We start from the raw sequence: 20,841 nt of genomic DNA on the forward strand, positions 1-20,841 counted from the left end.
AAGTGTCTTTTTGTTTAGCAGTACTAAACACCAACGTAGCGAATTGCTCCTTTTCCAGCTTTTTTCGCTTCGTACATACCTTTGTCGGCAATCGACAGGCTTTCCAGAAGGTTTTGTTTTTCTCTGTCTACAAAAACTACACCAATGCTGCTTCCCATATCGTGCTTAATTTTTTGTAACGAGGCGGGTTTGTTTTGGGTGATAATAGCCAGTACTTTTTCCGCTAGCCTACGAATTTTCAGTTCATCCCGAGCGTCTCTGACAAAAATAGCAAATTCATCTCCACCAAGACGACCTACGTCGTAAGGCTTAACTTCATCTTTTCCCAGTTCTTTTTTTACCGTTTTAGCCAGTATTTTTGCATACTCAGCCAGAACCACATCACCATAGTCATGGCCGTGCATGTCATTAATATTTTTAAAATTGTCCAGATCTATATACACCAGCGCCGCTATTCCTGTGTGGTTTCCCTGAATTTCATGGTAAAGGACAGAGCGAAAAGTGACTCGATTAGCAAGCATGGTTAATGAGTCCAAATAAGCGAGAGAAGCGATACCTTCTTCATGCATATTGAGTATCTGTTGATCGGCTCTTTCTTGGAAAAAGATGAGAATATGGCACATGCCGCTTAGAGCGAACAAAGTCAAAATAACCCGGTAAGATAATACGTCTGTATACTCTACTCGACTAAAGCCCCACTCATAGCCAAATAAAAGGATAGCTGAAGTTAACATCAAAAAGAGTGTATTTAATATCAATCCAATACGAAAAGAGTTAACAAAAATGCCCACGGCAGCAAGTAGATAGCTCCATAACATCCCGGTTGATTGATACCCACCAGAGTAGAGTAACATCAACGCCAGAGAGTAGTTGACGATGGTTAACCCAATTCTTCCTGCTGTGATGTTTTTATTCATGATAAAAACATTGGCCGCGGCTGCGACAGAGAAAATCCCTAAGATCCAACTCAACAAACGATCATCGGCATTAACGAGACTGTTAATAAATAATGTGGTTAGAAAGATAAGGCCAAAGATGGTAAATGAGTTAACCATCATTTGGATTCGTCGGTGTTTATCCTGGACGATTTCAACCAGTTTATCGGCAACAAAGTTATGGGCATTGATTGTCATTGTTACAACCGTTTATTTTTTCAATCGATAAAGCCACAAGTGTTATCGAATAATTGAGGGTTAATTGGATACGTTTCCAATATAGTGCAAGAGCATCGACACAAAAAATATCTTTGCATCTTTTTTTCTATTTCTTGAACTGAATACTTACTTAACTTACATATCTGTTACTTATTATTGGTGCCTTTAATTGTGCTGCATGCTTGTATTTGAGGTGTCAATGTATGGCTTGGCGTTGAGTTCGATAAACGATTTTTGGGTTGAATTGCTATTAGTACTTGGAAATTTACAGATAAGAAAAAGGGCCGCAGATGCGACCCTTTGAACTAGATTAGACTGTTATCCGAAGATTAAGACAGCTGAGCTTTCACATGCTCAACGATGTTATCCATCGCTACACCAACTTTTTCACCGTTACGGCGGTTCTTATACTCGAAGCTGCCTTCGTCCATGCTACGATCACCGATTACGATAGTGTGAGGAATACCCACAAGCTCGATATCTTTGAACATAACACCCGGGCGCTCTTTGCGGTCATCAAAGAGTACTTCGATACCAGCTGCAGTCAGTTCAGCGTATAGCTTCTCTGCTGCTTCTTTAACGCGCTCTGATTTGTGCATGTTCATTGGTACGATAGCTACCTGGAACGGAGCGATAGCTTCTGGCCAGATGATGCCAAACTTGTCATGGTTCTGTTCAATAGCTGAAGCAACAACACGAGAAACACCGATACCGTAACAACCCATCTCAAGGATTACACTCTTACCATCTGGGCCAAGAACGTTACAGTTCATCTTCTCAGAGTAGTTAGTACCTAGCTGGAAGATATGGCCAACTTCGATACCACGTTTAAGCGATAGTGTGCCTTTACCACATGGGCTAGGATCACCTTCTACCACGTTACGCAGGTCTTCAATCTGACCTAGTTCAGCGTCGCGACCCCAGTTGATGCCAAAGTAGTGCTTGTCATCAACGTTAGCACCAGCGCCAAAGTCACTCATCTTGGCAACTGTACGGTCAACGATAAACGGCAGTTCAAGGCCAACAGGACCTAGTGAGCCTGGACCAGCACCGATCAGTGCACGAATCTCTTCTTCTGTTGCCATCTCTAGTGGAGAAGCAACTTCTTTCAGGTTCTCTGCTTTAACTTCGTTAAGCTCGTGGTCACCACGAATGATCAGAGCAATCAGGTCCGCTTCTACTTCTTCAGACGCTTTCACAAATAGTGTTTTAACCGTCTTCTCGATAGGAAGATCGAACTGCTCTACAAGTTCAGCGATAGTCTTAGCATTTGGCGTATCAACCAGAGTCATTTCCTGAGTTGGTGCTTCAAGCTCACCAGTAGGTGCAAGCGCTTCAGCCTTCTCGATGTTAGCTGCGTAGTCTGACTCAGAAGAGAATGCAATCAGGTCTTCACCGCTCTCTGCAAGTACGTGGAACTCGTGGGAACCACTGCCACCGATAGCACCAGTGTCAGCAAGTACTGGGCGGTAATCCAGACCCATGCGGTCAAACGCTTTACAGTAAGCCGTATGCATTGCTTCGTAAGACTTCTTCAGGCCATTTTTGTCGATGTCAAAGCTGTACGCATCCATCATGCAGAACTCGCGTGCACGCATTACACCGAAGCGTGGGCGACGCTCATCACGGAACTTAGTCTGAATCTGGTACAGGTTTAGCGGAAGCTGTTTGTAAGAAGCAACTTCGTTACGCACCAAGCTAGTGATTACTTCCTCAGCTGTCGGGCTAAGTACAAACGGACGCTCATGACGGTCAGTAAAGCGAAGAAGCTCAGCGCCCATCTTTTCAGAGCGGCCTGTTTCTTCCCAAAGTTCAAACGGCTGAACAACGGGCATCAGTGTTTCGACAGCACCTGCATTGTCGATCTCTTGACGAACGATGTTTTCGACTTTACGCAGTACACGCAGACCTGTAGGTAGCCAGGTATATAGACCTGAAGCCAGCTTACGGATCATACCTGCACGTAGCATGAGCTGATGGCTCACTACTTCTGCGTCGTTTGGAGTCTCCTTAAGAGTAGAAAGAAGATAGTTACTGGTACGCATTTATGGTATCCGTTATTCATTGTTAATAAAAAACTATCACGGCTGTGATAATTAAGATGTAGCCGCTTATGATAGCAGCCTTAAACTCATGTCAAAAGCGTTCGATTGATGTCACGGTGACTATTTCGTCTGATATTCGAAATTTAACATTCAGATCGAACAGATTTACCGCATATTCTTTGTTATCGGGTTTGTTTTTCTTATAAGCAGGGCGGGGATCCTGAGCAAGAACTTCTTCAATAACGGCCCTTACCTGCTTTTGATTAGCGTGGAATCGAAGTTGTTGATTTGCATGATCAGAAAACACAACAGTAAGCTGCTTTGGCTCATGACTGGCAAAACCACCATTGGCTTCTGGTATTGAGTCGGAGTACGGAATGTACGGTTTAATATCAACAATAGGGGTGCCGTCAACCAGATCAACACTTCCCAGTTCCAGCCATACCTGTCCTTGATTTTGAGTTACCCCTTTCAGTTCCACCGCAGACATTCCAATGCCGTTGGGGCGAAAAGGTGATCGAGTAGCAAACACGCCAACTCTCTCATTTCCTCCAAGCCTTGGAGGACGAACCGTTGGTGTCCATCCAGATTCTAGGTTTTGGTCAAACAGAAACAGCAGCCAAAGATGGCTAAACTCTTCGATTCCTCGAATAGCTTCGGCGGAGTTTGCTTCACCGGTTAGTTTCAGGCGAGAAGTCGCACTCGGTGCCAGTCGAGGTTGTCTCGGTACAGCAAACTTTTCTTTATACGGGCTTTCAATAAATCCAACAGGAGTAACTGGGTAATTCATTGTTTCACATGCTTCTATTTGAGTTTTTACAAAATAGCATAAAAACCTCTCGCAATCTCAATTGAAAATAATTATCATTTGTAATGTTATATCGTATCAATTGAGAGGAGAAGCATGAAAGTATTGAGTTCACTAAAAAGTGCCAAGAGTCGCCACCCTGATTGTCAGATTGTGAAAAGGCGAGGCCGGATTTATGTTATTTGCAAAACTAACCCACGCTTAAAAGCAGTTCAGGGTAAGAAGAAAAAAAGATGAGATAGTGCAGTTATTTGCTACGAAAATGTCTCTACATCTCGAACATTTGGCTAATTTATCGTAATAGGTCAATGTACATGCAGTTCTGTCAGGGTTCAGTCAGGACTGCAGTAAGTTAGAGACTAATACAGGTTGATTATTGACTCATTAAGTATTCTCTCCGAGCGATATTTGTCGCATAAATTGTTTAACGAGGGGGAGAGATGAGTACATCTACTTCAATAAAAAGAGAGCTGCCGCCAAAAAAGTCGTTATTTACGCGTTTTTTGGATGGCGTTGAATATCTGGGGAATTTATTACCTCATCCGATTACTTTGTTTGCCATCTTTTGTGTCGCGATTTTAATAGCATCAGGTATTGCGGGTTATTTTGAGGTTTCAGTTGTAGACCCACGGCCAGAAGGGGCTAGTGGTCGCTCTGCGGATGGCGTTATTCAGGTTGTCAGTCTGCTGAATGCGGATGGTTTAAGGCTCATTGTGACGAATCTAGTGAGTAACTTTACTGGGTTTGCTCCGTTAGGCACAGTGTTGGTTGCTATGTTGGGTGTCGCGATTGCAGAGCACTCAGGAATGCTATCAGCGGCTATGCGTGGCCTTGTTATGGGTGCGTCAAAGCGTATGGTTACCGTAGCGGTTGTGTTCGCGGGTATTATTTCCAACACAGCGTCTGAACTTGGTTACGTTGTTCTGATCCCACTGGCAGCGATGTTGTTCCATTCACTGGGGCGTCACCCACTTGCTGGTCTTGCAGCCGCGTTTGCGGGTGTATCAGGTGGTTACTCAGCAAACCTTCTTATCGGTACGGTTGACCCGCTATTGTCGGGTATCACTGAAACTGCAGCACAGATGATCGATCCTCAGTATACAGTTGGCCCAGAGGTGAACTGGTACTTTATGTTTGTTTCTACATTCTTCATTGCGTTTACCGGTGCTTTCGTAACCGAGAAAATTGTTGAGCCTAAGCTAGGCAAATATAGTGAAGAAGATGCGGCTGAAGACTTGTCTAATGACAAGATGGGAACGCTGACAGCAGAAGAGAAAAAAGGTCTGAAATGGGCAGGTATTGCTGTACTGGTTGTAGGTGTGATTATTGCCTCTACAGTGGTTCCGGAAAGCGGTGTATTGCGTAATCCGGAAACAGGACTGGTGGCAGGATCTCCATTCCTAAAAAGTATCGTTGCTTTTATCTTTGTGTTCTTTGCAATTCCGGGCTTTGTTTACGGTAAAGTAACCGGAACTATGAACAATGATCGTGACGTGATCAATGCTATGTCCAAGTCTATGTCCTCAATGGGCATGTACATTGTACTGGTGTTCTTTGCGGCTCAGTTTGTTGCTTTCTTTAAGTGGACTAATTTCGGTCAGGTATTCGCAGTTGCAGGTGCAGACTTCCTTCAGAACATCGGCCTTACTGGCCCGATGTTGTTCTTCGCATTTATTCTGATGTGTGGCTTTATCAATCTGATGATCGGTTCAGCATCTGCTCAGTGGGCTGTAACAGCACCTATCTTTGTTCCGATGCTGATGCTAGTGGGTTACGCTCCAGAGACTATTCAGGCGGCATACCGAATTGGTGACTCCACCACCAATATCATCACTCCAATGATGAGCTACTTCGGTCTGATTTTGGCTGTTGCTACTCGCTATATGAAGAATTTGGGTATTGGTACGCTGATCGCAACCATGCTTCCATACTCACTGATCTTTATCGTTGGTTGGAGCTTGTTGTTCTACGTTTGGGTGTTTGTACTTGGTTTACCAGTTGGGCCGGGTGCAGCGACGTACTATACGCCATAATCTATGTTAGTTTGATTGGTTGTGATGGAACAAACATACAAGGGCATGGACGCCCTTGTTTAAGCGAACAGGGATGTGTTCAGCGGTTTGTGGAATCATGACCATTCAGGCTATTTGAAACACTATACTTTAGAACTGTCCAAAATAGTCCTCAGCTCAGAACTTGCTTGCTTAGGGTCCTTTGCATGACAGATTGCAGAAACTAAAGCGATTCCATCAACACCTGTTTTCACGATTTCCTTGATATTTGAATCGTTAATCCCACCAATAGCCACTAACGGAAGCTTACTAACTTCAACAGCCTTTTTCAGACCATCAATACCCCAGTGCTTTATGGTGTTGGTTTTGGTTGGCGTAGCAAAAATAGCGCTGATACCAAGATAGTCCACTGGCAAGCTTTGAGCTTCTTGTAGCTGTGCTTCGTTCTCTACAGAAAGCCCCAGAAGCATATCTTTACCAGTCAACTTTCTGGCTAAGGATGCTTGCATATCCGACTGACCCAAATGGATACCATCGGCCTGCACTGCTAAAGCAACGTCTACCCGATCATTAATAATAAGTGGTACGCCAGTACCCTTAAGCACTGACTTAATCGCATCAGCCCGCTCGATAAAAGCACGGATATCTCCATGCTTTTCACGAACCTGAACCATGGTGACACCACCTTTTACCGCTTCAGATACCACATGCTTCAGTGTCTCTATATCCTGATGCTCGTCGGTAACCAGATATAAACGATAAGGATTCATCAGCTACAGCTCTTTTAATTTAAGGCGCTGGGATAACTGCTCTTCATCTAGCTGATACAGAGCATCCAACAGGTTTAGTTGCAGAGAGCCTGGACCGGCTGACTTTTCAGCTGCCAGTTCTCCAGCCACACTTAAGATAGCCGTCGCACAAAGCCCGGTTATGTCTCCAATCGCAGCAAATGCGCCTGTTAGTGCCGTATGTGTACATCCCATACCCGTCACATAAGGCATCATTTCATGACCGTTTTTAAGAGCAGTGATGGAGTTTTCAGTTACGACATAATCGGTTGTACCTGAGATAACAACCGAGCACTTGTACTCATTTGCCAGAAACTTAGCCGCGTTCACCGCAGAGTCGCTGGAATCCAGAGCATCCACCCCTTTGCTTTGCGCTTGTTGACCTGCAAGTGCAATGATCTCTGATGCATTCCCGCGAATAATCAGACGATCCGCTGCAGCGACAATCTTACGCGCGGTTTCAGTGCGAAGTTTACTTGCACCGCAACCCACAGGATCGAGCACGATAGTCTTTTTATTCGCATTCGCTTGCTCAACCGCATAATGCATTCGTGGAGTCCATACGCTATCCAGCGTGCCGATATTGATAACCAGAGCGCCTGCAAAGCTCATCATCTCTGCCATCTCTTCTTTACTGTGAGCCATAATCGGAGAGGCTCCAATAGCCAGCAAGGCATTGGCAGTATTATTCATAACTACGTAGTTCGTAATATTCACAACCAGTGGCTTCTGCTCACGCAGTTTATTCAGTGAATCTGTAATTTGTTTTTGTAGAGTCGACATGTTTGATATTCCCGGTAATAGAGTAGGGGCAAGATGACTTTGATGTAGCAAACATACAAGGGCATGGACGCCCTTGTTTAAGCGCACATGGATGTTCCCAAGCGGTTTGCGGAATCAACTTCATCTTGCTTATTACAGTTAAGAGTTTATGGCCTGCTGCCAGAACGCTATCTCCATACGAGTAGCGATTCTGAAGATATGGCAGAGCTGCTTTCCACGTGAGCTATTTAAATCAATCTCTTCCAGTAACTGGTTGAACTGCTCGATACTTAGTGCCACACCGGACTGAAACTCCTCACCGCTGTATAGAGATATCCAGCTGTTGTAAGGGTTTCCTTCCAACACAGTATCTTCGTCATTAATGAGGTTATAACCAATCTCGCCATAGCCAATAGAGCAGGGGGCAAGTGCCACCATTAGGTCGGTCAGGTCACCACTGTTTCCTGCATCCAACACATAACGTGTATATGCCACAGTCCCGAAATCTTCGTCTTCCGCTTCCATATCGCTTTCTGTCAACCCCCACTGACCACAGTATGTAACGTGGTGAGAAATTTCGGAGTCCAGCAGAGCTTGCACGCTTGGCAGGGCCATACGCATTTCTTCCAATGTTCGTGCTTTATAGATTGCCAGTGCATAAGCCCGGGCATACTGTTTTAGAAACAGAAAGTCCTGCTTCAGATAGTGAAGATAAGCATCGTGACCCAAGGTCCCCAGAGCAAGTAGCTTAACAAAATCATGCTTTGTATACGCTTCCCACTCGTCACGACAGGCGTTAATTAAATCCTGATGATTCATAATCGATGATCCTTATAAAGCGGGTAGCATCTGTTCGGCAGTAGGCTGCTTAGCAATGATCTTATGGCGATACATAAACTCGGCAAAGCTGTCATAGCGTGCTTTATCTACCGCAGAAGGGCGAAGCGCAAAACGTGGCAGAGTATCTCGCCATGCACGTTTGTTTAGCTCGTTATTTAGTGTGTCTGGTGAGTAAGCGACAAACTCATCCCAGGCCTGCTGAGGATGGTTAACAATATAAGTCGTCGCTTTTTCTATAGCCTTGTTAAATCGCTTCAATGCGTCAGCGTCGTAGCTATTGGTGTTAGCAACAAAAACCAGCTCATCATAAGCAGGTACACCATGCTCTTCCGGGAAGAAGGCTTTCGCTTTATAGCCCTCAAGTTCTAGCTGGTTGCTTTCAAAGTTCCTCAGGCCACCCCAGATAGCATCTACTTTTCCGGAAGCCAGAGAGGAAGAGAGTGCCCAGCCAACATTGATAATCTCAACATCACTGAATTTCACGCCTTCCGTTTCCAGCATGGTGCCGATAGTTGCTTCTTCATTGCCTGCAATCGCGATACCGATTTTTTTGTCTTTGAGGTCAGCCAGCGTATTAATTTTGCCGTTATCCAGCACCATCATGGTGTTTAGCGGAGTAGAAATAAGAGTCGCTGAACGGATAAGAGGAAGATCTTCTGCAACATCAATCGTCAGGCTAGTTTGGTATGAAATTGCCAGATCGGTTTTTCCTGCTGCAACTAGCTTAGCTGGCAGGCTCGGATCCGTAGGCTCCTGAATATTGACTTTTATGCCCTGTTCTTCGAAGTAACCTTTCTCTTGAGCAATTACAACTGGGCCGTGGTTAGGGTTAACAAACCAATCGAGCATCAGAGTCAGCTCTTTTTCTTGTGCGGTAGCGGAAGTGGTACCTAACGCCAGTGCCAGTGTGAAGATTCCTTTTTTAAACGTACTAATCATTGTTGATTTCCTTTCTGTAAGGCTTTTTATGTATAAGTAATCAAAGCTTCCAAGGGATAGCTTTGTTGAGTAATTTGTCTGAAACGAAGTAAAGTGCGACTGAAAAGGCAGCAAGAATAAATAGAGCTGCGAACATCTCATCGATCATCATGCGGGCATTGGCCTGAAGCATCAGATATCCAAGTCCGGCACTGGAACCGACCCATTCTCCAACCACCGCGCCAATTGGAGCGACAACCACGGCAACCCTGACTCCGGAAGCGAGAGCAGGCAAAGCTGCCGGGAAGCGTACATATTTAAGTTGTTCCCATTTAGAGGCTGACATGGTTTTTGCCAGATCCAGATACCCTGTGGGAGTGTTCCTCAATCCGTCGTAACAGCAGGTCGTTACAGGGAAGAAGATAATGAGTGCAGCCATCACCACTTTGGAGGCAATGCCGTATCCAAGCCACAGCATCAGTATCGGTGCAATGGCAAATGTAGGAATGGCCTGACTGGCAATCAGAATGGGTAATAACCAGCGCTTCACAGGATCAAATAGCAGCATCTGTAGGGCGAATAGCAAACCCATACTTAAACCCAGAAACAGCCCTAGAAAGATCTCCTGAGCTGTTACCCAGGTGTGGCTAAGTAGGACGTCATAGCGTTCTATCAGCTTAATAAATACCGATTGTGGACCCGGAAGAATAAAAGGAGGAAGCTTAAAAACAGCGACAATAAGCTGCCAGATTCCCAGAAGTATCGCTACAGTGATTAGTATTTTGATATAGGGCTGAACAGAATGCTTCTTTGTTTCTTCGTTCTTTAGATATGAAGATGCAGAGGTAAGTAAATCAGACATAGTCCACCTCCAACTGAGCAATAATCTCTTGTTGCAAAACGGCTAGCTCCCCATCCAACTGGCGAGGAATGGCCTGTTCTGGTGGCATTAAGCTCAGGGCTTTAGCTGGCGTGCCTTGCAATATATAGATTTGCTCACCAAGCCTAAGCGCTTCTTGTGGATCATGCGTAATCAGTACAACGGTTTTATCTTTCAGCAGTTCAGCTGCCAGATTTTGTAGCTTATGGCGAGTGACCGCATCCAGAGCAGAGAAAGGCTCATCCATCAGAACGATAGGTTTGTCCTGCATCAGTGTTCTTGCAAGTGCTACACGCTGGCGCATACCACCAGAAAGTTGGTGTGGCAGGTTTTTTTCATAACCATTCAGCCCAACTTTATGCAGCAAATCTAAAGCCTGCTGCTTTGTTTTATCAGATAGCTTCTGACCAGCGAACTTAAAGCTGAAGCAGACATTCTCTATAACCGTTAACCACGGCATCAGAAGATCTTGCTGAGCCATGTAGGCAACATTAATTTTGATGTCCTTTTCAAGCACTCCGCATAGAGAGCCTTGCCAATGAACAGAGTCATCAAGCAAACCCGCAAGATAGCGAAGCAGAGAGGTTTTTCCACAACCGCTACGACCAAGGATGCAGGTCCACTTCTGGTAGGGCAGGGTCATATTGAGGTTTGATACCACAGGCCATTCACTATCAAGATAGCGAATGCTGCCGTTGATAACCTGAAGCCCTGCTTCTTTAGACATACTGATGCCCTGCAAAGAAGTGATGAACTGGACCGTGACCCTGGCCAATATCAAGTTCATCCGCCTGTTTCAGCGCTTCAGTAATATATTTCTTTGCATGCTGGACAGCAGTTTCTAGTGATTCTCCCTGCGCAAGATAGCTAGCAGTAGCGGAAGAGAGAGTACAGCCTGTTCCGTGCGTGTTATTGGTAGCAACACGAGCAGTAGAAAGGCGCAGAACAGTATCTTTAAGTATCAGAAGGTCGGTACTTTGCGCCTCGCTCTCAAGGTGTCCACCTTTAAGTAATACAGAACCAGCCCCCAGATCGCGAAGCTGAGAGACCAGTTTGTCCATCTGTTGTTCAGAAGCTGGGACATCGGTACCCAGTAGAGCTGCTGCTTCGGGAAGGTTAGGGGTAATCACGTCGGCAAGAGGAATGAGTTCTGACTTTAGGGTATCAATTGCGGAGTGTTCCAGCAGAAGGTCACCGCTGGTGGCTACCATAACCGGATCAACCACCAGATGCTTTGGCTGGTATTGACGAATCTTGTTGGCAACGGCTTTGATGACGCTGGAATCACTGAGCATACCAACTTTTACAGCTACGACATTCAGGTCAGTAAACACCGCATCCAACTGCTGCTCGACAAATTCAGGTGTGACGGGAAAGATACTTGTTACACCTTGAGTGTTTTGGGCCGTTAGGGCAGTAAGCACTGAGCAGGCATAGCTTCCCGTCGCAGAGATTGCTTTGATATCCGCCTGAATGCCCGCACCTCCACCACTATCAGAACCGGCAATGGTGAGTACTATTGGTGTTGTTTTGGTTTGAGTAGATGCCATTCTAATGTCCCTTTTGTCTGACAAAGGAACAGTAATGGCCTAAGAATAGATGTGCAGAAAATGAGAATTTTGCTGCTTAGGCAAGACACTAGTTCCCTACGTCAGTGTTAACTGAATCAGGTTCAACGGGTCCCGCATAAGCGGTCTCAGCACAGGGCTCCCCGACTAATCATTAAATTTGTTTATCTTCAGAGAAGATGTAGCGGTAGTGTAACAAAATGCATTGTTTGTGCAATAACTTAGAGAGCTTTGTGGTTTAGGAGCAAACAAACATCAGGTAGTCCCTACGTAAAACCGCTGTAAACACATCCCTGTGCGCTCCGAGTTTTTCATCCATGAAAAACAGGTTTTACTCCGGGAATACCAGATATTTGCTCCAAATTCATTACACATAAAGAAAAGGCCAGCTCATGATATGAACTGGCCTTAAACAAACAATGGTAATTTTTCAGGAGTTACCAGCCTTTAACTACACCACCGTTAAAGATTTCAGAAGCTGCTTTGTACACTTCTTCAGTCTGGTACGCTTTAACAAAGTTCTGAACGTTTTCTGCGTTTACGTTGTCTTCACGAGCAACAATCAGGTTCACGTATGGAGACTCTTTATCTTCAACAAAGATACCGTCTTTCTGTGGAGTCAGGCCAATGCTGCTAGCGTAAGTCGTGTTGATGATTGAAAGCGCAACATCATCAAGAGAACGAGGAAGCTGTGCTGCGTCTAGCTCTACGATAGTGATGTTTTTCGGGTTTGCAGTGATATCACGGACAGTGCCTTGCAGACCAACACCTTCACGAAGAGTTAGCAGGCCTTGCTGCTCAAGAAGAAGCAGTGAACGACCAAGGTTTGTTGGATCGTTTGGTACTGCGATACGAGAACCTTCAGCAATTTCGTCTACAGATTTAACCTGCTTTGAGTAACCTGCAATTGGGTATACAAACGTGTTACCAGCGATAGTTAGCTTGTAGCCACGGTCAGCAACTTGTTGATCAAGGTATGGCTTGTGCTGGAATGCGTTGATATCAACAGAACCATCGTCAGTTGCTGCGTTTGGCGTTACGTAATCAGTGAAAGTAACCAGCTCTACATCCAGGCCGTATTTTTCTTTCGCAATTTTAGCTGCTACTTCTGCAACCTGTGCTTCGGCACCTGCCATTACACCAACTTTTACTTTGCTTGTGTCTGCTTCTTTCTCACCACAACCTGAAAGGACTAGGGCAGAAGCTGCTGCTGCGATGGCTAGAACATTCTTAAGGCTAAATTTCATGATTATCTCCTGTCTAAATTCGTTAAGCTTTTTGCTTTTATTAAATAGCGATTGCTGATTTATTTGTTTTTCGTTTATCTGTGGTCAACGCGGCGAACAACGGCATCACCGATTGACTGAATAATTTGTACTAATACGATTAGCATCACCACAGTGACTGCCATGATAACCACATCGTATCGGTGGAAGCCGTAGCGGATAGCAACGTCACCTAGACCGCCGCCACCAACGGTTCCCGCCATTGCCGAATAACTTACTAGTGTTACCAGCGTAATAGTCACTGAGTTCACAATAGTAGGTAGTGCTTCAGGTAGCAGTACCTTAGTAATAATCTGTTGAGTGCTGGCACCCATTGACTGTGCTGCTTCAACAAGACCAGATGGAACTTCTAGTAATGCCCCTTCAATAAGTCGGGCAACAAATGGAATTGCTCCGATAGTCAGAGGAACAATTGCCGCAGTTGTGCCGATAAAAGTGCCTACCAGCAGTTTAGTTACCGGAATAATCGCGACCATCAGAACCAGGAATGGTACAGAACGGCCAACGTTTACAACTGCTCCTAAAATAGAGTTCAGTTTAGGGTTTTCTGCCAATCCACCTTTTTTACTGATATGAAGAATCACCCCCAGTGGGATACCAACAGCAAATCCTACAATGCCGGAAACCGCAACCATATATAGCGTTTCCCATGTTGCTCCTAGAAGCAGATCACCGTTAAGGCTTAGCCAGTTACCAATATCATTAAAGGACATAACCAAGAACCTCCACTTTTACATTGTGATCGCGAAGATAAGCTATTGCAGCAGTATCATCTTTTTCGTTACCAAACATCTCTGCGACCATCATGCCGAACTTTACACCACCTGCGTAATCCAGATCTGAACTTAAAATGCTGATATCAATATTAAACTTACGGCTGATTTGACTAACCAGTGGAGCATCGACTGTTGCACCTGTGAATTCCAGACGCACTAGCGGGTAGCTACCTTCAACTCGTTTATCTTGCAAACGAGCCTGATAGTCATCCGGAATGGAGAGATCCAGAGTTGAACGGATAAACTCGTGAGCCAGTTCAGTTTTAGGGTGAGCGAAAATCTCGCCCACTGAGCCTTTCTCAACCAGTTCACCGTCGCCAATAATTGCCACTTCATGACAGATGCTCTTAACCACATCCATTTCGTGGGTAATAAGAAGCATGGTGATGTTCAGCTTACGGTTAATCTCTTTTAGCAGCTCTAGAATCGATTGAGTAGTTGCCGGATCCAACGCGCTGGTGGCTTCATCACAAAGCAAAACCTTAGGGTCTGATGCGAGTGCGCGAGCGATAGCAACACGCTGTTTTTGTCCACCGCTAAGGTTGGAAGGGTAGGTGTCACGCTTATCAGCCAGACCTACCAGAGAAAGCAACTCTGTCACTTTTGACTCAATCTGAGCCTTTTCCGCTCCTGCCAGTTCAAGAGGCAGTGCCACATTTTCGAATACTGTACGAGAAGACAGCAGGTTAAAGTGCTGGAAAATCATCCCAATATTCTGGCGAGCTTTACTTAGCTCAGATTTCGACAGAGTAGTTAGGTCCACACCGTCCACGACAACCGCACCTGACGTTGGTGCTTCTAACATGTTCACACAACGTATTAGCGTACTCTTCCCTGCGCCTGAAGATCCTATTACACCAAAGATAGTGCCTTGAGCAATGTTCAGGTTAATGTCTTTCAGGGCATTAATTTCCTTTGTGCCTTGATAGAAAACCTTGTTTACCTGAGAAATTTCAATCATTTAAAAACTCGCATGGAAGTTGGGTCTGTAGACTTATATTCCCGACAGCATAAAATTTTGTTCTCTGTCGTCATTGGTAGAAGATGCTATTGGCAATACGATTTTAAGTCAATAGATATTTTTACGTCTAGACGTCTAAATATCCGTTTGGGTGCTTCGATTTTGTAATTTACTATGACTGAGAGTTATAACAGAGCGTTGAGAAGGTCATTTAATTAGTGCTAACCAGCTAAAAGAGTGCAATAATTTCGGGGATAAACCATAGAGAGGATAGAACTTTGGCTAAACCTGCCGTTTTTTTAGATCGTGATGGTGTGATTAACGTAGATCACGGTTATGTGCACGACGAACATGACTTTGAGTTTATTGATGGTGTCTTTGAAGCTGCGAAAAAGTTTCAGGATATGGGCTACCTTCTGGTCATGGTTACCAATCAGGCAGGTATCGCACGTGGTTATTACGATGAAGATCGATTCCTTTCACTGACCCAGTGGATGGATTGGAATTTTGTAGATCATGGCGTCGAGTTCGACGGCTTCTACTATTGTCCTCATCACCCGGAAAATGGTAAAGGTGACTACCTTCAGGACTGTGAGTGCCGAAAACCTAAGCCGGGTATGTTCAACTCTGCCCGTGACTATCTGAAAATCGACATGGCTAACTCTGTGATGGTTGGTGATAAAGCAGAAGATATGATGGCCGCAGAGGCAGCAGGTGTGGGCACTAAGATATTGGTTCGTACCGGAAAACCGGTTACCGAAAAAGGTGAAGCTTTGGCAACTGCAGTGCTTGATAGCATTAAAGAAGTACCAGAGTTCATCTCTTCGCTTAAATAACAGCTTGCCTGATAACCTCTTCCTATGAGTAAAAAACTGACCATTCACGATATTGCAGCACTTGCCGGCGTCGGCAAGTCTACGGTATCCCGAGTTCTGACAAATGATCCTAAAGTAAAGCCGGAAACCAAGGCTTTAGTAGAAAAAGTGATCGAAGAGTCTGGTTACGTTCCTTCTAAGTCTGCTCAGTCTATGCGTGGCGGAAGCCAGAAGGTCATTGGCGTTATTATTTCTCGTCTTGATTCTCCATCAGAAAACCGCGCAGTTAGCGGCATTCTTCCCACTCTATATGAAGCGGGGTATGACGTCGTCATCATGGAGAGCCAGTTTGACGTTAAGAAGACTAACGAACATCTCGCTGTCCTGAAGAAGCGCAATGTTGATGGTGTAATCATCTTTGGATTCACTGACTGTGATATCAGCAAGATAGAAGCGTGGAAAGAGAAAGCGGTGATCATCGCCACTGACGTCGAGAACATCTCTTCTATCAACTACGACAACCAGGGTGTGATAACAAAAGCCATCCAGCACCTTGAGCAGAATGATGTTTCGGAAATCGGCTATATCGGTGTTGATGTGAGTGACCGGACAACCGGTGCTATGCGTCTGCAAGCTTATCTAGACTGGTGTGAGTCGAAAGGCCGCGAACCAGAGTATGCGACAGGCCAGCTACACCATGAAAGTGCTTATCAGCTGGTGGATAAGATTCTTAAACCTTCCACTCAGGCAATTGTCTGCGCCAGTGACACCATTGCTCTTGGAGTGATCAAAAGGCTTCAGGAACTCAGCCGTGAAGATGTACTGGTCACAGGTGTAGGTGGCAACGATCTATTGTCCTTCCTGTTCCCAAATACCTTTAGTGTCGATCCCGGCTATGAAGCTGCTGGCAAAAAAGCAGCGGTTCAGCTAATGAAGCAGCTTGCTGGCGATCAAGCTATGGTTCACCTTACACAATCTCCAGTGACTAAATAGATAGAAAACGTCTAAATCTACGGCTCTTGAAATGTTGGAATTTATGAGGTGTGCCCTTTGTAGCAAACATGCAAAGAGCAGAACTCTTTATAGTTGAATAAATTTCTATGCGGTTAGCGGAAAAGGGTATTCCTCATAAATGCTGCAAACCATGCATTCTATAAACCACTCATACGCTTAATCTAATCTATTGTTATGCCATCAGGTCAGTTTTTATGGCGTGTGCCTGGTGGAACTAACATGCAAAGTTCAATAACAATTTAATGGTTCAGCCGTCTTATGCGGTTAGTGGAATCAGGGATTCCCCATAAATGCGACGAACTCCACAATCAGGAACTAACTTAACCCATTGTTTTATATAGATCGCAAGATCTTTTCTGTGATCACTTTCAATTAATGGGAACAGTCCCATTTCATTATGTTATAAATAAGCTTAATATATCGACAGATTTTGGGACTGTTCCCATTAATTTAATAGCACCGCCATTTTTGGTGTAAAATTTAATTGTTCGATAACGGGTAGAGAATTATGAGTAAGATTGCAAAACAAGACATTGCACGTCTTATTGAGTTAGTCGGTGGAAGCGAGAACATCGCAAGCGTTAGCCACTGTCTGACTCGTTTACGTTTTGTTCTGAATGATACAGACAAAGCTGACGTTAAAGCACTTGAAACCATTCCTATGGTAAAAGGCTGCTTTACCAACGCTGGTCAGTTCCAGGTTGTTATTGGTACTGAAGTAGATGACGTTTATAAGCTTCTGATTGAGATGTCTGGTAAGTCAGCATCTTCTAAAGATGACGCTAAAAAAGCGGCTCGCCAGAACATGAACATCCTTGAGCGTGGTATTTCCCATTTAGCAGAAATTTTTGTACCACTGCTTCCGGCAATTATCACCGGTGGTCTTATCCTTGGCTTCCGTAACGTAATTGGCGATATTCGTATGTTCGATGGTCAGACACTGACTCAAATCAGTCAGTTCTGGGCAACGGTTCACTCATTCCTATGGTTGATTGGTGAAGCGATCTTCTTCTTCCTTCCTGTAGGTGTGTGTTGGTCAACAGTGAAGAAACTAGGTGGTACTCCAATCCTGGGTATTACTCTGGGTGTAACACTGGTTTCTCCACAGCTGATGAATGCTTACATGATTGGTAAAGCCGTTCCGGAAGCGTGGGACTTTGGCTTGTTTGTTATCGAGAAAGTTGGCTATCAGGCTCAGGTGATTCCTGCAATGCTAGCGGGTATGGCTCTGGCGTTTATTGAAACCAATCTTAAGCGTATTGTTCCTTCATACCTATATCTTGTTGTCGTGCCGTTCGTATCTATCATCGTTTCAGTAGTACTGGCACACGCACTTATCGGTCCATTTGGTCGTATGATTGGTGATGGTGTCGCTTTCGCAGCTAAAGCAGCGATGACTGGTGATTTTGCAGTAATCGGTGCAATGTTCTTCGGTTTCTTCTATGCACCGCTAGTAATTACAGGTGTACACCACACAACGAACGCCGTAGACCTTCAGCTAATGCAAGAGCTTGGTGGTACACCAATCTGGCCTCTGATTGCACTATCAAACATTGCTCAGGCGTCTGCAGTTGTCGGTATCATCATTATCAGCCGCAAAGAAGGCGAGCGTGATATCTCTGTACCGGCGGCAATCTCTGCTTACCTTGGTGTAACTGAGCCTGCAATGTACGGTATTAACCTGAAATACAAGTTCCCAATGCTGAGCGCAATGGTTGGTTCTGCAATCGCAGCAGCAATCTGTGGTAGTGCTGGTGTAATGGCGAACGGTATCGGTGTTGGTGGTCTGCCGGGTATCCTGTCTATCCAGCCTCAATACTGGACAATCTACGCAATCGCAATGCTGGTCGCTATCGCTGTTCCTGCATTCCTGACCCTGTTCTTCTACAAGCGCGCACAAATGAAAGGCGAACTGAGAGTCGCTAGCGCATAAGCCCCCTTGAGTGGCCGCTTGGCCACTCACTTTTTTCTGCAATTTTTCTATGAGTATTAAGTAAGATGAACGTACAAGTAATGGCAAAGGATCAGACAAAAGATCAGGCTCAGGGACAGGCTTGGTGGAAAACGGCTTCCATTTACCAGATTTATCCAAAAAGTTTTTGCGATAGTGCTGACAAAGGCACTGGCGATATCAAAGGTATTATCTCTAAGCTGGACTACCTAAAACTTCTGGGTATTGATGCAATTTGGCTAACACCAGTATACGAATCGCCAATGATTGATAATGGATACGACATTTCCGATTACTACGCGATTAACCCTGACTTCGGTACCATGGCCGATTTTGACCTGTTACTTGAAGAGGCTCACAACAGAGATATTCGAATTATTATGGATATTGTTGTGAACCATACCTCGACAGAGCATAAGTGGTTCCAGTCTGCACTGGGTGACAAAAATAGCCCATACCGTGACTACTACATTTGGAAAGATCCTATTGATGGTAAAGTGCCAAATAACTGGGAATCTAAGTTTGGTGGCAATGCGTGGGAACTTGATGAGAAGACGGGTCAGTATTACTTGCACCTGTTTGCCAAAGAGCAGGCGGACCTGAACTGGGAAAACCCGAAAGTTCGTGAAGAAGTGAAAGAGGTAATTGAGTTCTGGGCAGAGAAAGGCGTTGATGGATTCCGACTGGATGTGATTAACCTGATTTCTAAGCAACAGGACTTCCCAAGTGATGAGATCGGCGATGGCCGCCGTTTCTACACAGATGGTCCGCGAGTGCATGAATACCTTCAGGAAATCAGCGAAGCGGTCTTCCAGAAATATGGTTCAGTCACTGTCGGTGAGATGTCGTCAACAACCCTTGAGCATTGTCAGCAGTATTCATCACTGGATAACAAAGAACTTTCAATGGTATTCAACTTCCACCACCTGAAAGTTGATTATCCAAATGGTGAAAAGTGGACAAAAGCACCTTTCGATTTTATACAGCTGAAAGAGATTTTTAATCACTGGCAAACGGGTCTGAACGGAAAAGGGTGGGGTGCAATATTCTGGTGCAACCACGACCAACCACGTGTCGTCAGCCGTTTAGGTGATGATAAGCAGTTTCGAGTTGAGTCAGCGAAAATGCTGGGTGCGTCAGTTCATATGATGCAGGGAACACCCTATATCTATCAGGGTGAAGAGATTGGCATGACCAACCCTCACTACACCGATATCAGCCAGTACCGCGATGTAGAAAGTACCAATATGTTCGATATCATGGTTAACCAACAGGGTGTGAGTGAAGCGGAAATGTTGGCGATTCTCGATCAGAAATCTCGTGATAACTCTCGTACACCTATGCAGTGGAACCGAGAAACCAATGCGGGTTTCTCTAAAGGGCAGCCATGGCTTGAAGTTGCGAAGAACTATCCCGAGATCAATGCTGCCTCAGCAGTGGATGATCAGGACTCGGTATTCTATTTCTATAAGCGTCTGATTGAATTGCGTAAAGAGGTGCCTGCCATCACAACAGGCAGTTATACCGATTTGTTACCTGAGCACAAGCAGGTCTTCTGTTATGCACGTGAAGATGCGAATCAGGTACTTCTTTGCATCAACAACTATTACGGTGAAGATGCAGAGTGTTCTATACCTGAGCAGTATGACTTGCCTAAAGCGACCTGTCTGCTTTCTAACTATTCTGAAGTTGACAGCAGCAATCAGATGACGCTTCGTCCATACGAAACGAGAATCCTTCTAATACAGAAGTAAAAACTGTAGATACAAAAACGCCTCTTCACTTTTAAAAATGAAGAGGCGTTTTTTTGTTTGATTGTCCGGTTACTGGGCAGCCCAACTAAGTTGGCTGTTCATTCCGCTAACTTCACAGATATCGGCCAGTTTCACTTTAATTGCCATCTTAATCGCATCCGAAGTGAGGCTGCGATTGCTTTGTACTAACGCCATTATCTTTGCAGACTCGGGTTCTGCACTGTATTCAGCTTCACCTAAAGCAGCATGAACGACTTTGACCTCACAGCCACTATCTGAAAATTGCTCAGGAAGTGTCTGAAGGAAGCTAAGCATGTCGGTCATCGCATTTAGCGGGCTTACTGCTTCATCGATCTGTCCCTGAAGAATTATTTCCATCTCTGTTTTCTGTATTGGCTGGGTCATCTTGTTTCTCTATCTGGCCTGGTGTTCGCTTTTTCAAATGTTTTGTCACTCTGAGGGTTGAGAGTATAGAACTAATGAAATACCGATTTCAACCTGCACATAGG

The 20,841-nt window shown here is 44.9% G+C and carries 20 protein-coding genes and 1 riboswitch; of the genes, 6 read left to right on the top strand and 14 right to left on the bottom strand.

Annotated features, from left to right (window positions below; all coding sequences use genetic code 11):
• Positions 1–23: 23 nt before the first annotated feature.
• The 3 genes from SNR28_RS13365 to tsaA all read right to left on the bottom strand — a co-directional run bounded on the left by SNR28_RS13365 (position 24) and on the right by tsaA (position 3,989).
• Positions 24–1,133, bottom strand: a complete 1,110-nt coding sequence (locus SNR28_RS13365; RefSeq protein WP_375753060.1) for a diguanylate cyclase domain-containing protein — start codon at positions 1,131–1,133, stop codon at positions 24–26.
• 350 nt (positions 1,134–1,483) lie between these two features.
• On the bottom strand, positions 1,484–3,199 hold the full coding sequence (locus SNR28_RS13370) for a proline--tRNA ligase (RefSeq protein WP_375753062.1): 1,716 nt from the start codon (positions 3,197–3,199) through the stop codon (positions 1,484–1,486).
• A 91-nt stretch (positions 3,200–3,290) separates the two neighbouring features.
• A complete protein-coding gene (tsaA, locus tag SNR28_RS13375; RefSeq protein WP_375753063.1) occupies positions 3,291–3,989 on the bottom strand; it encodes a tRNA (N6-threonylcarbamoyladenosine(37)-N6)-methyltransferase TrmO in 699 nt (232 codons plus the stop codon).
• Positions 3,990–4,103: 114 nt separating this feature from the next.
• On the opposite strand from tsaA, the gene ykgO reads away from it, so the two are divergent.
• On the top strand, positions 4,104–4,244 hold the full coding sequence (gene ykgO / locus SNR28_RS13380; protein ID WP_375753064.1) for a type B 50S ribosomal protein L36: 141 nt from the start codon (positions 4,104–4,106) through the stop codon (positions 4,242–4,244).
• A gap of 203 nt (positions 4,245–4,447) precedes the next feature.
• On the top strand, positions 4,448–6,040 hold the full coding sequence (locus tag SNR28_RS13385; RefSeq protein WP_375753066.1) for an AbgT family transporter: 1,593 nt from the start codon (positions 4,448–4,450) through the stop codon (positions 6,038–6,040).
• Between the two features lie 122 nt (positions 6,041–6,162).
• Here the strand turns inward: SNR28_RS13385 and thiE are convergent, their stop codons facing one another.
• The 10 genes from thiE to metN all read right to left on the bottom strand — a co-directional run bounded on the left by thiE (position 6,163) and on the right by metN (position 14,798).
• On the bottom strand, positions 6,163–6,789 hold the full coding sequence (gene thiE, locus SNR28_RS13390; protein ID WP_375753068.1) for a thiamine phosphate synthase: 627 nt from the start codon (positions 6,787–6,789) through the stop codon (positions 6,163–6,165).
• A gap of 3 nt (positions 6,790–6,792) precedes the next feature.
• A complete protein-coding gene (thiM, locus tag SNR28_RS13395) occupies positions 6,793–7,590 on the bottom strand; it encodes a hydroxyethylthiazole kinase (RefSeq protein WP_375753069.1) in 798 nt (265 codons plus the stop codon).
• A gap of 138 nt (positions 7,591–7,728) precedes the next feature.
• Positions 7,729–8,388, bottom strand: coding sequence for a thiaminase II (gene tenA / locus SNR28_RS13400; protein ID WP_375753070.1), 660 nt, complete (start codon positions 8,386–8,388; stop codon positions 7,729–7,731).
• 12 nt (positions 8,389–8,400) lie between these two features.
• Positions 8,401–9,348 carry an ABC transporter substrate-binding protein gene (locus tag SNR28_RS13405; RefSeq protein ID WP_375753071.1) on the bottom strand — a complete coding sequence of 316 codons (948 nt, stop codon included), beginning with the start codon at positions 9,346–9,348 and terminating at the stop codon, positions 8,401–8,403.
• Between the two features lie 40 nt (positions 9,349–9,388).
• Positions 9,389–10,189 carry an ABC transporter permease gene (locus SNR28_RS13410; protein WP_375753072.1) on the bottom strand — a complete coding sequence of 267 codons (801 nt, stop codon included), beginning with the start codon at positions 10,187–10,189 and terminating at the stop codon, positions 9,389–9,391.
• Positions 10,182–10,934 (bottom strand): ABC transporter ATP-binding protein, encoded by a 753-nt coding sequence (locus SNR28_RS13415; RefSeq protein ID WP_375753073.1) that lies wholly within the window; start codon positions 10,932–10,934, stop codon positions 10,182–10,184. Before SNR28_RS13415 ends, SNR28_RS13410 begins: the two co-directional genes overlap by 8 nt.
• Entirely contained in the window at positions 10,927–11,757 is an 831-nt protein-coding gene (thiD, locus tag SNR28_RS13420) for a bifunctional hydroxymethylpyrimidine kinase/phosphomethylpyrimidine kinase (RefSeq protein WP_375753074.1), read from the bottom strand. Before thiD ends, SNR28_RS13415 begins: the two co-directional genes overlap by 8 nt.
• Positions 11,758–11,833: 76 nt before the next feature.
• A riboswitch (TPP riboswitch) is annotated at positions 11,834–11,931 on the bottom strand.
• A gap of 281 nt (positions 11,932–12,212) precedes the next feature.
• Positions 12,213–13,022: a methionine ABC transporter substrate-binding lipoprotein MetQ gene (gene metQ, locus SNR28_RS13425; protein ID WP_375753075.1), complete on the bottom strand. Its 810-nt coding sequence runs from the start codon at positions 13,020–13,022 to the stop codon at positions 12,213–12,215.
• 74 nt (positions 13,023–13,096) lie between these two features.
• Entirely contained in the window at positions 13,097–13,774 is a 678-nt protein-coding gene (locus SNR28_RS13430; protein ID WP_375753076.1) for a methionine ABC transporter permease, read from the bottom strand.
• Entirely contained in the window at positions 13,764–14,798 is a 1,035-nt protein-coding gene (metN, locus tag SNR28_RS13435; RefSeq protein ID WP_375753077.1) for a methionine ABC transporter ATP-binding protein MetN, read from the bottom strand. Before metN ends, SNR28_RS13430 begins: the two co-directional genes overlap by 11 nt.
• Before the next feature lie 278 nt (positions 14,799–15,076).
• Between metN and gmhB the strand changes: the two genes are divergently transcribed.
• From gmhB to treC, 4 genes are all read left to right on the top strand, one after another.
• Positions 15,077–15,634 carry a D-glycero-beta-D-manno-heptose 1,7-bisphosphate 7-phosphatase gene (gmhB, locus tag SNR28_RS13440; protein ID WP_375753078.1) on the top strand — a complete coding sequence of 186 codons (558 nt, stop codon included), beginning with the start codon at positions 15,077–15,079 and terminating at the stop codon, positions 15,632–15,634.
• A 24-nt stretch (positions 15,635–15,658) separates the two neighbouring features.
• On the top strand, positions 15,659–16,606 hold the full coding sequence (gene treR, locus SNR28_RS13445; protein ID WP_375753079.1) for a trehalose operon repressor TreR: 948 nt from the start codon (positions 15,659–15,661) through the stop codon (positions 16,604–16,606).
• A 529-nt stretch (positions 16,607–17,135) separates the two neighbouring features.
• Positions 17,136–18,560 carry a PTS trehalose transporter subunit IIBC gene (gene treB / locus SNR28_RS13450; protein WP_375753081.1) on the top strand — a complete coding sequence of 475 codons (1,425 nt, stop codon included), beginning with the start codon at positions 17,136–17,138 and terminating at the stop codon, positions 18,558–18,560.
• A 65-nt stretch (positions 18,561–18,625) separates the two neighbouring features.
• Positions 18,626–20,332, top strand: a complete 1,707-nt coding sequence (gene treC, locus SNR28_RS13455) for an alpha,alpha-phosphotrehalase (RefSeq protein WP_375753083.1) — start codon at positions 18,626–18,628, stop codon at positions 20,330–20,332.
• A 69-nt stretch (positions 20,333–20,401) separates the two neighbouring features.
• Here the strand turns inward: treC and SNR28_RS13460 are convergent, their stop codons facing one another.
• Complete coding sequence (locus SNR28_RS13460; RefSeq protein WP_375753084.1) at positions 20,402–20,737, bottom strand: hypothetical protein; 336 nt, start codon at positions 20,735–20,737, stop codon at positions 20,402–20,404.
• Positions 20,738–20,841 lie beyond the last annotated feature (104 nt).

This window comes from Vibrio iocasae (assembly GCF_042245395.1).
Classification (GTDB): domain Bacteria; phylum Pseudomonadota; class Gammaproteobacteria; order Enterobacterales; family Vibrionaceae; genus Vibrio; species Vibrio iocasae.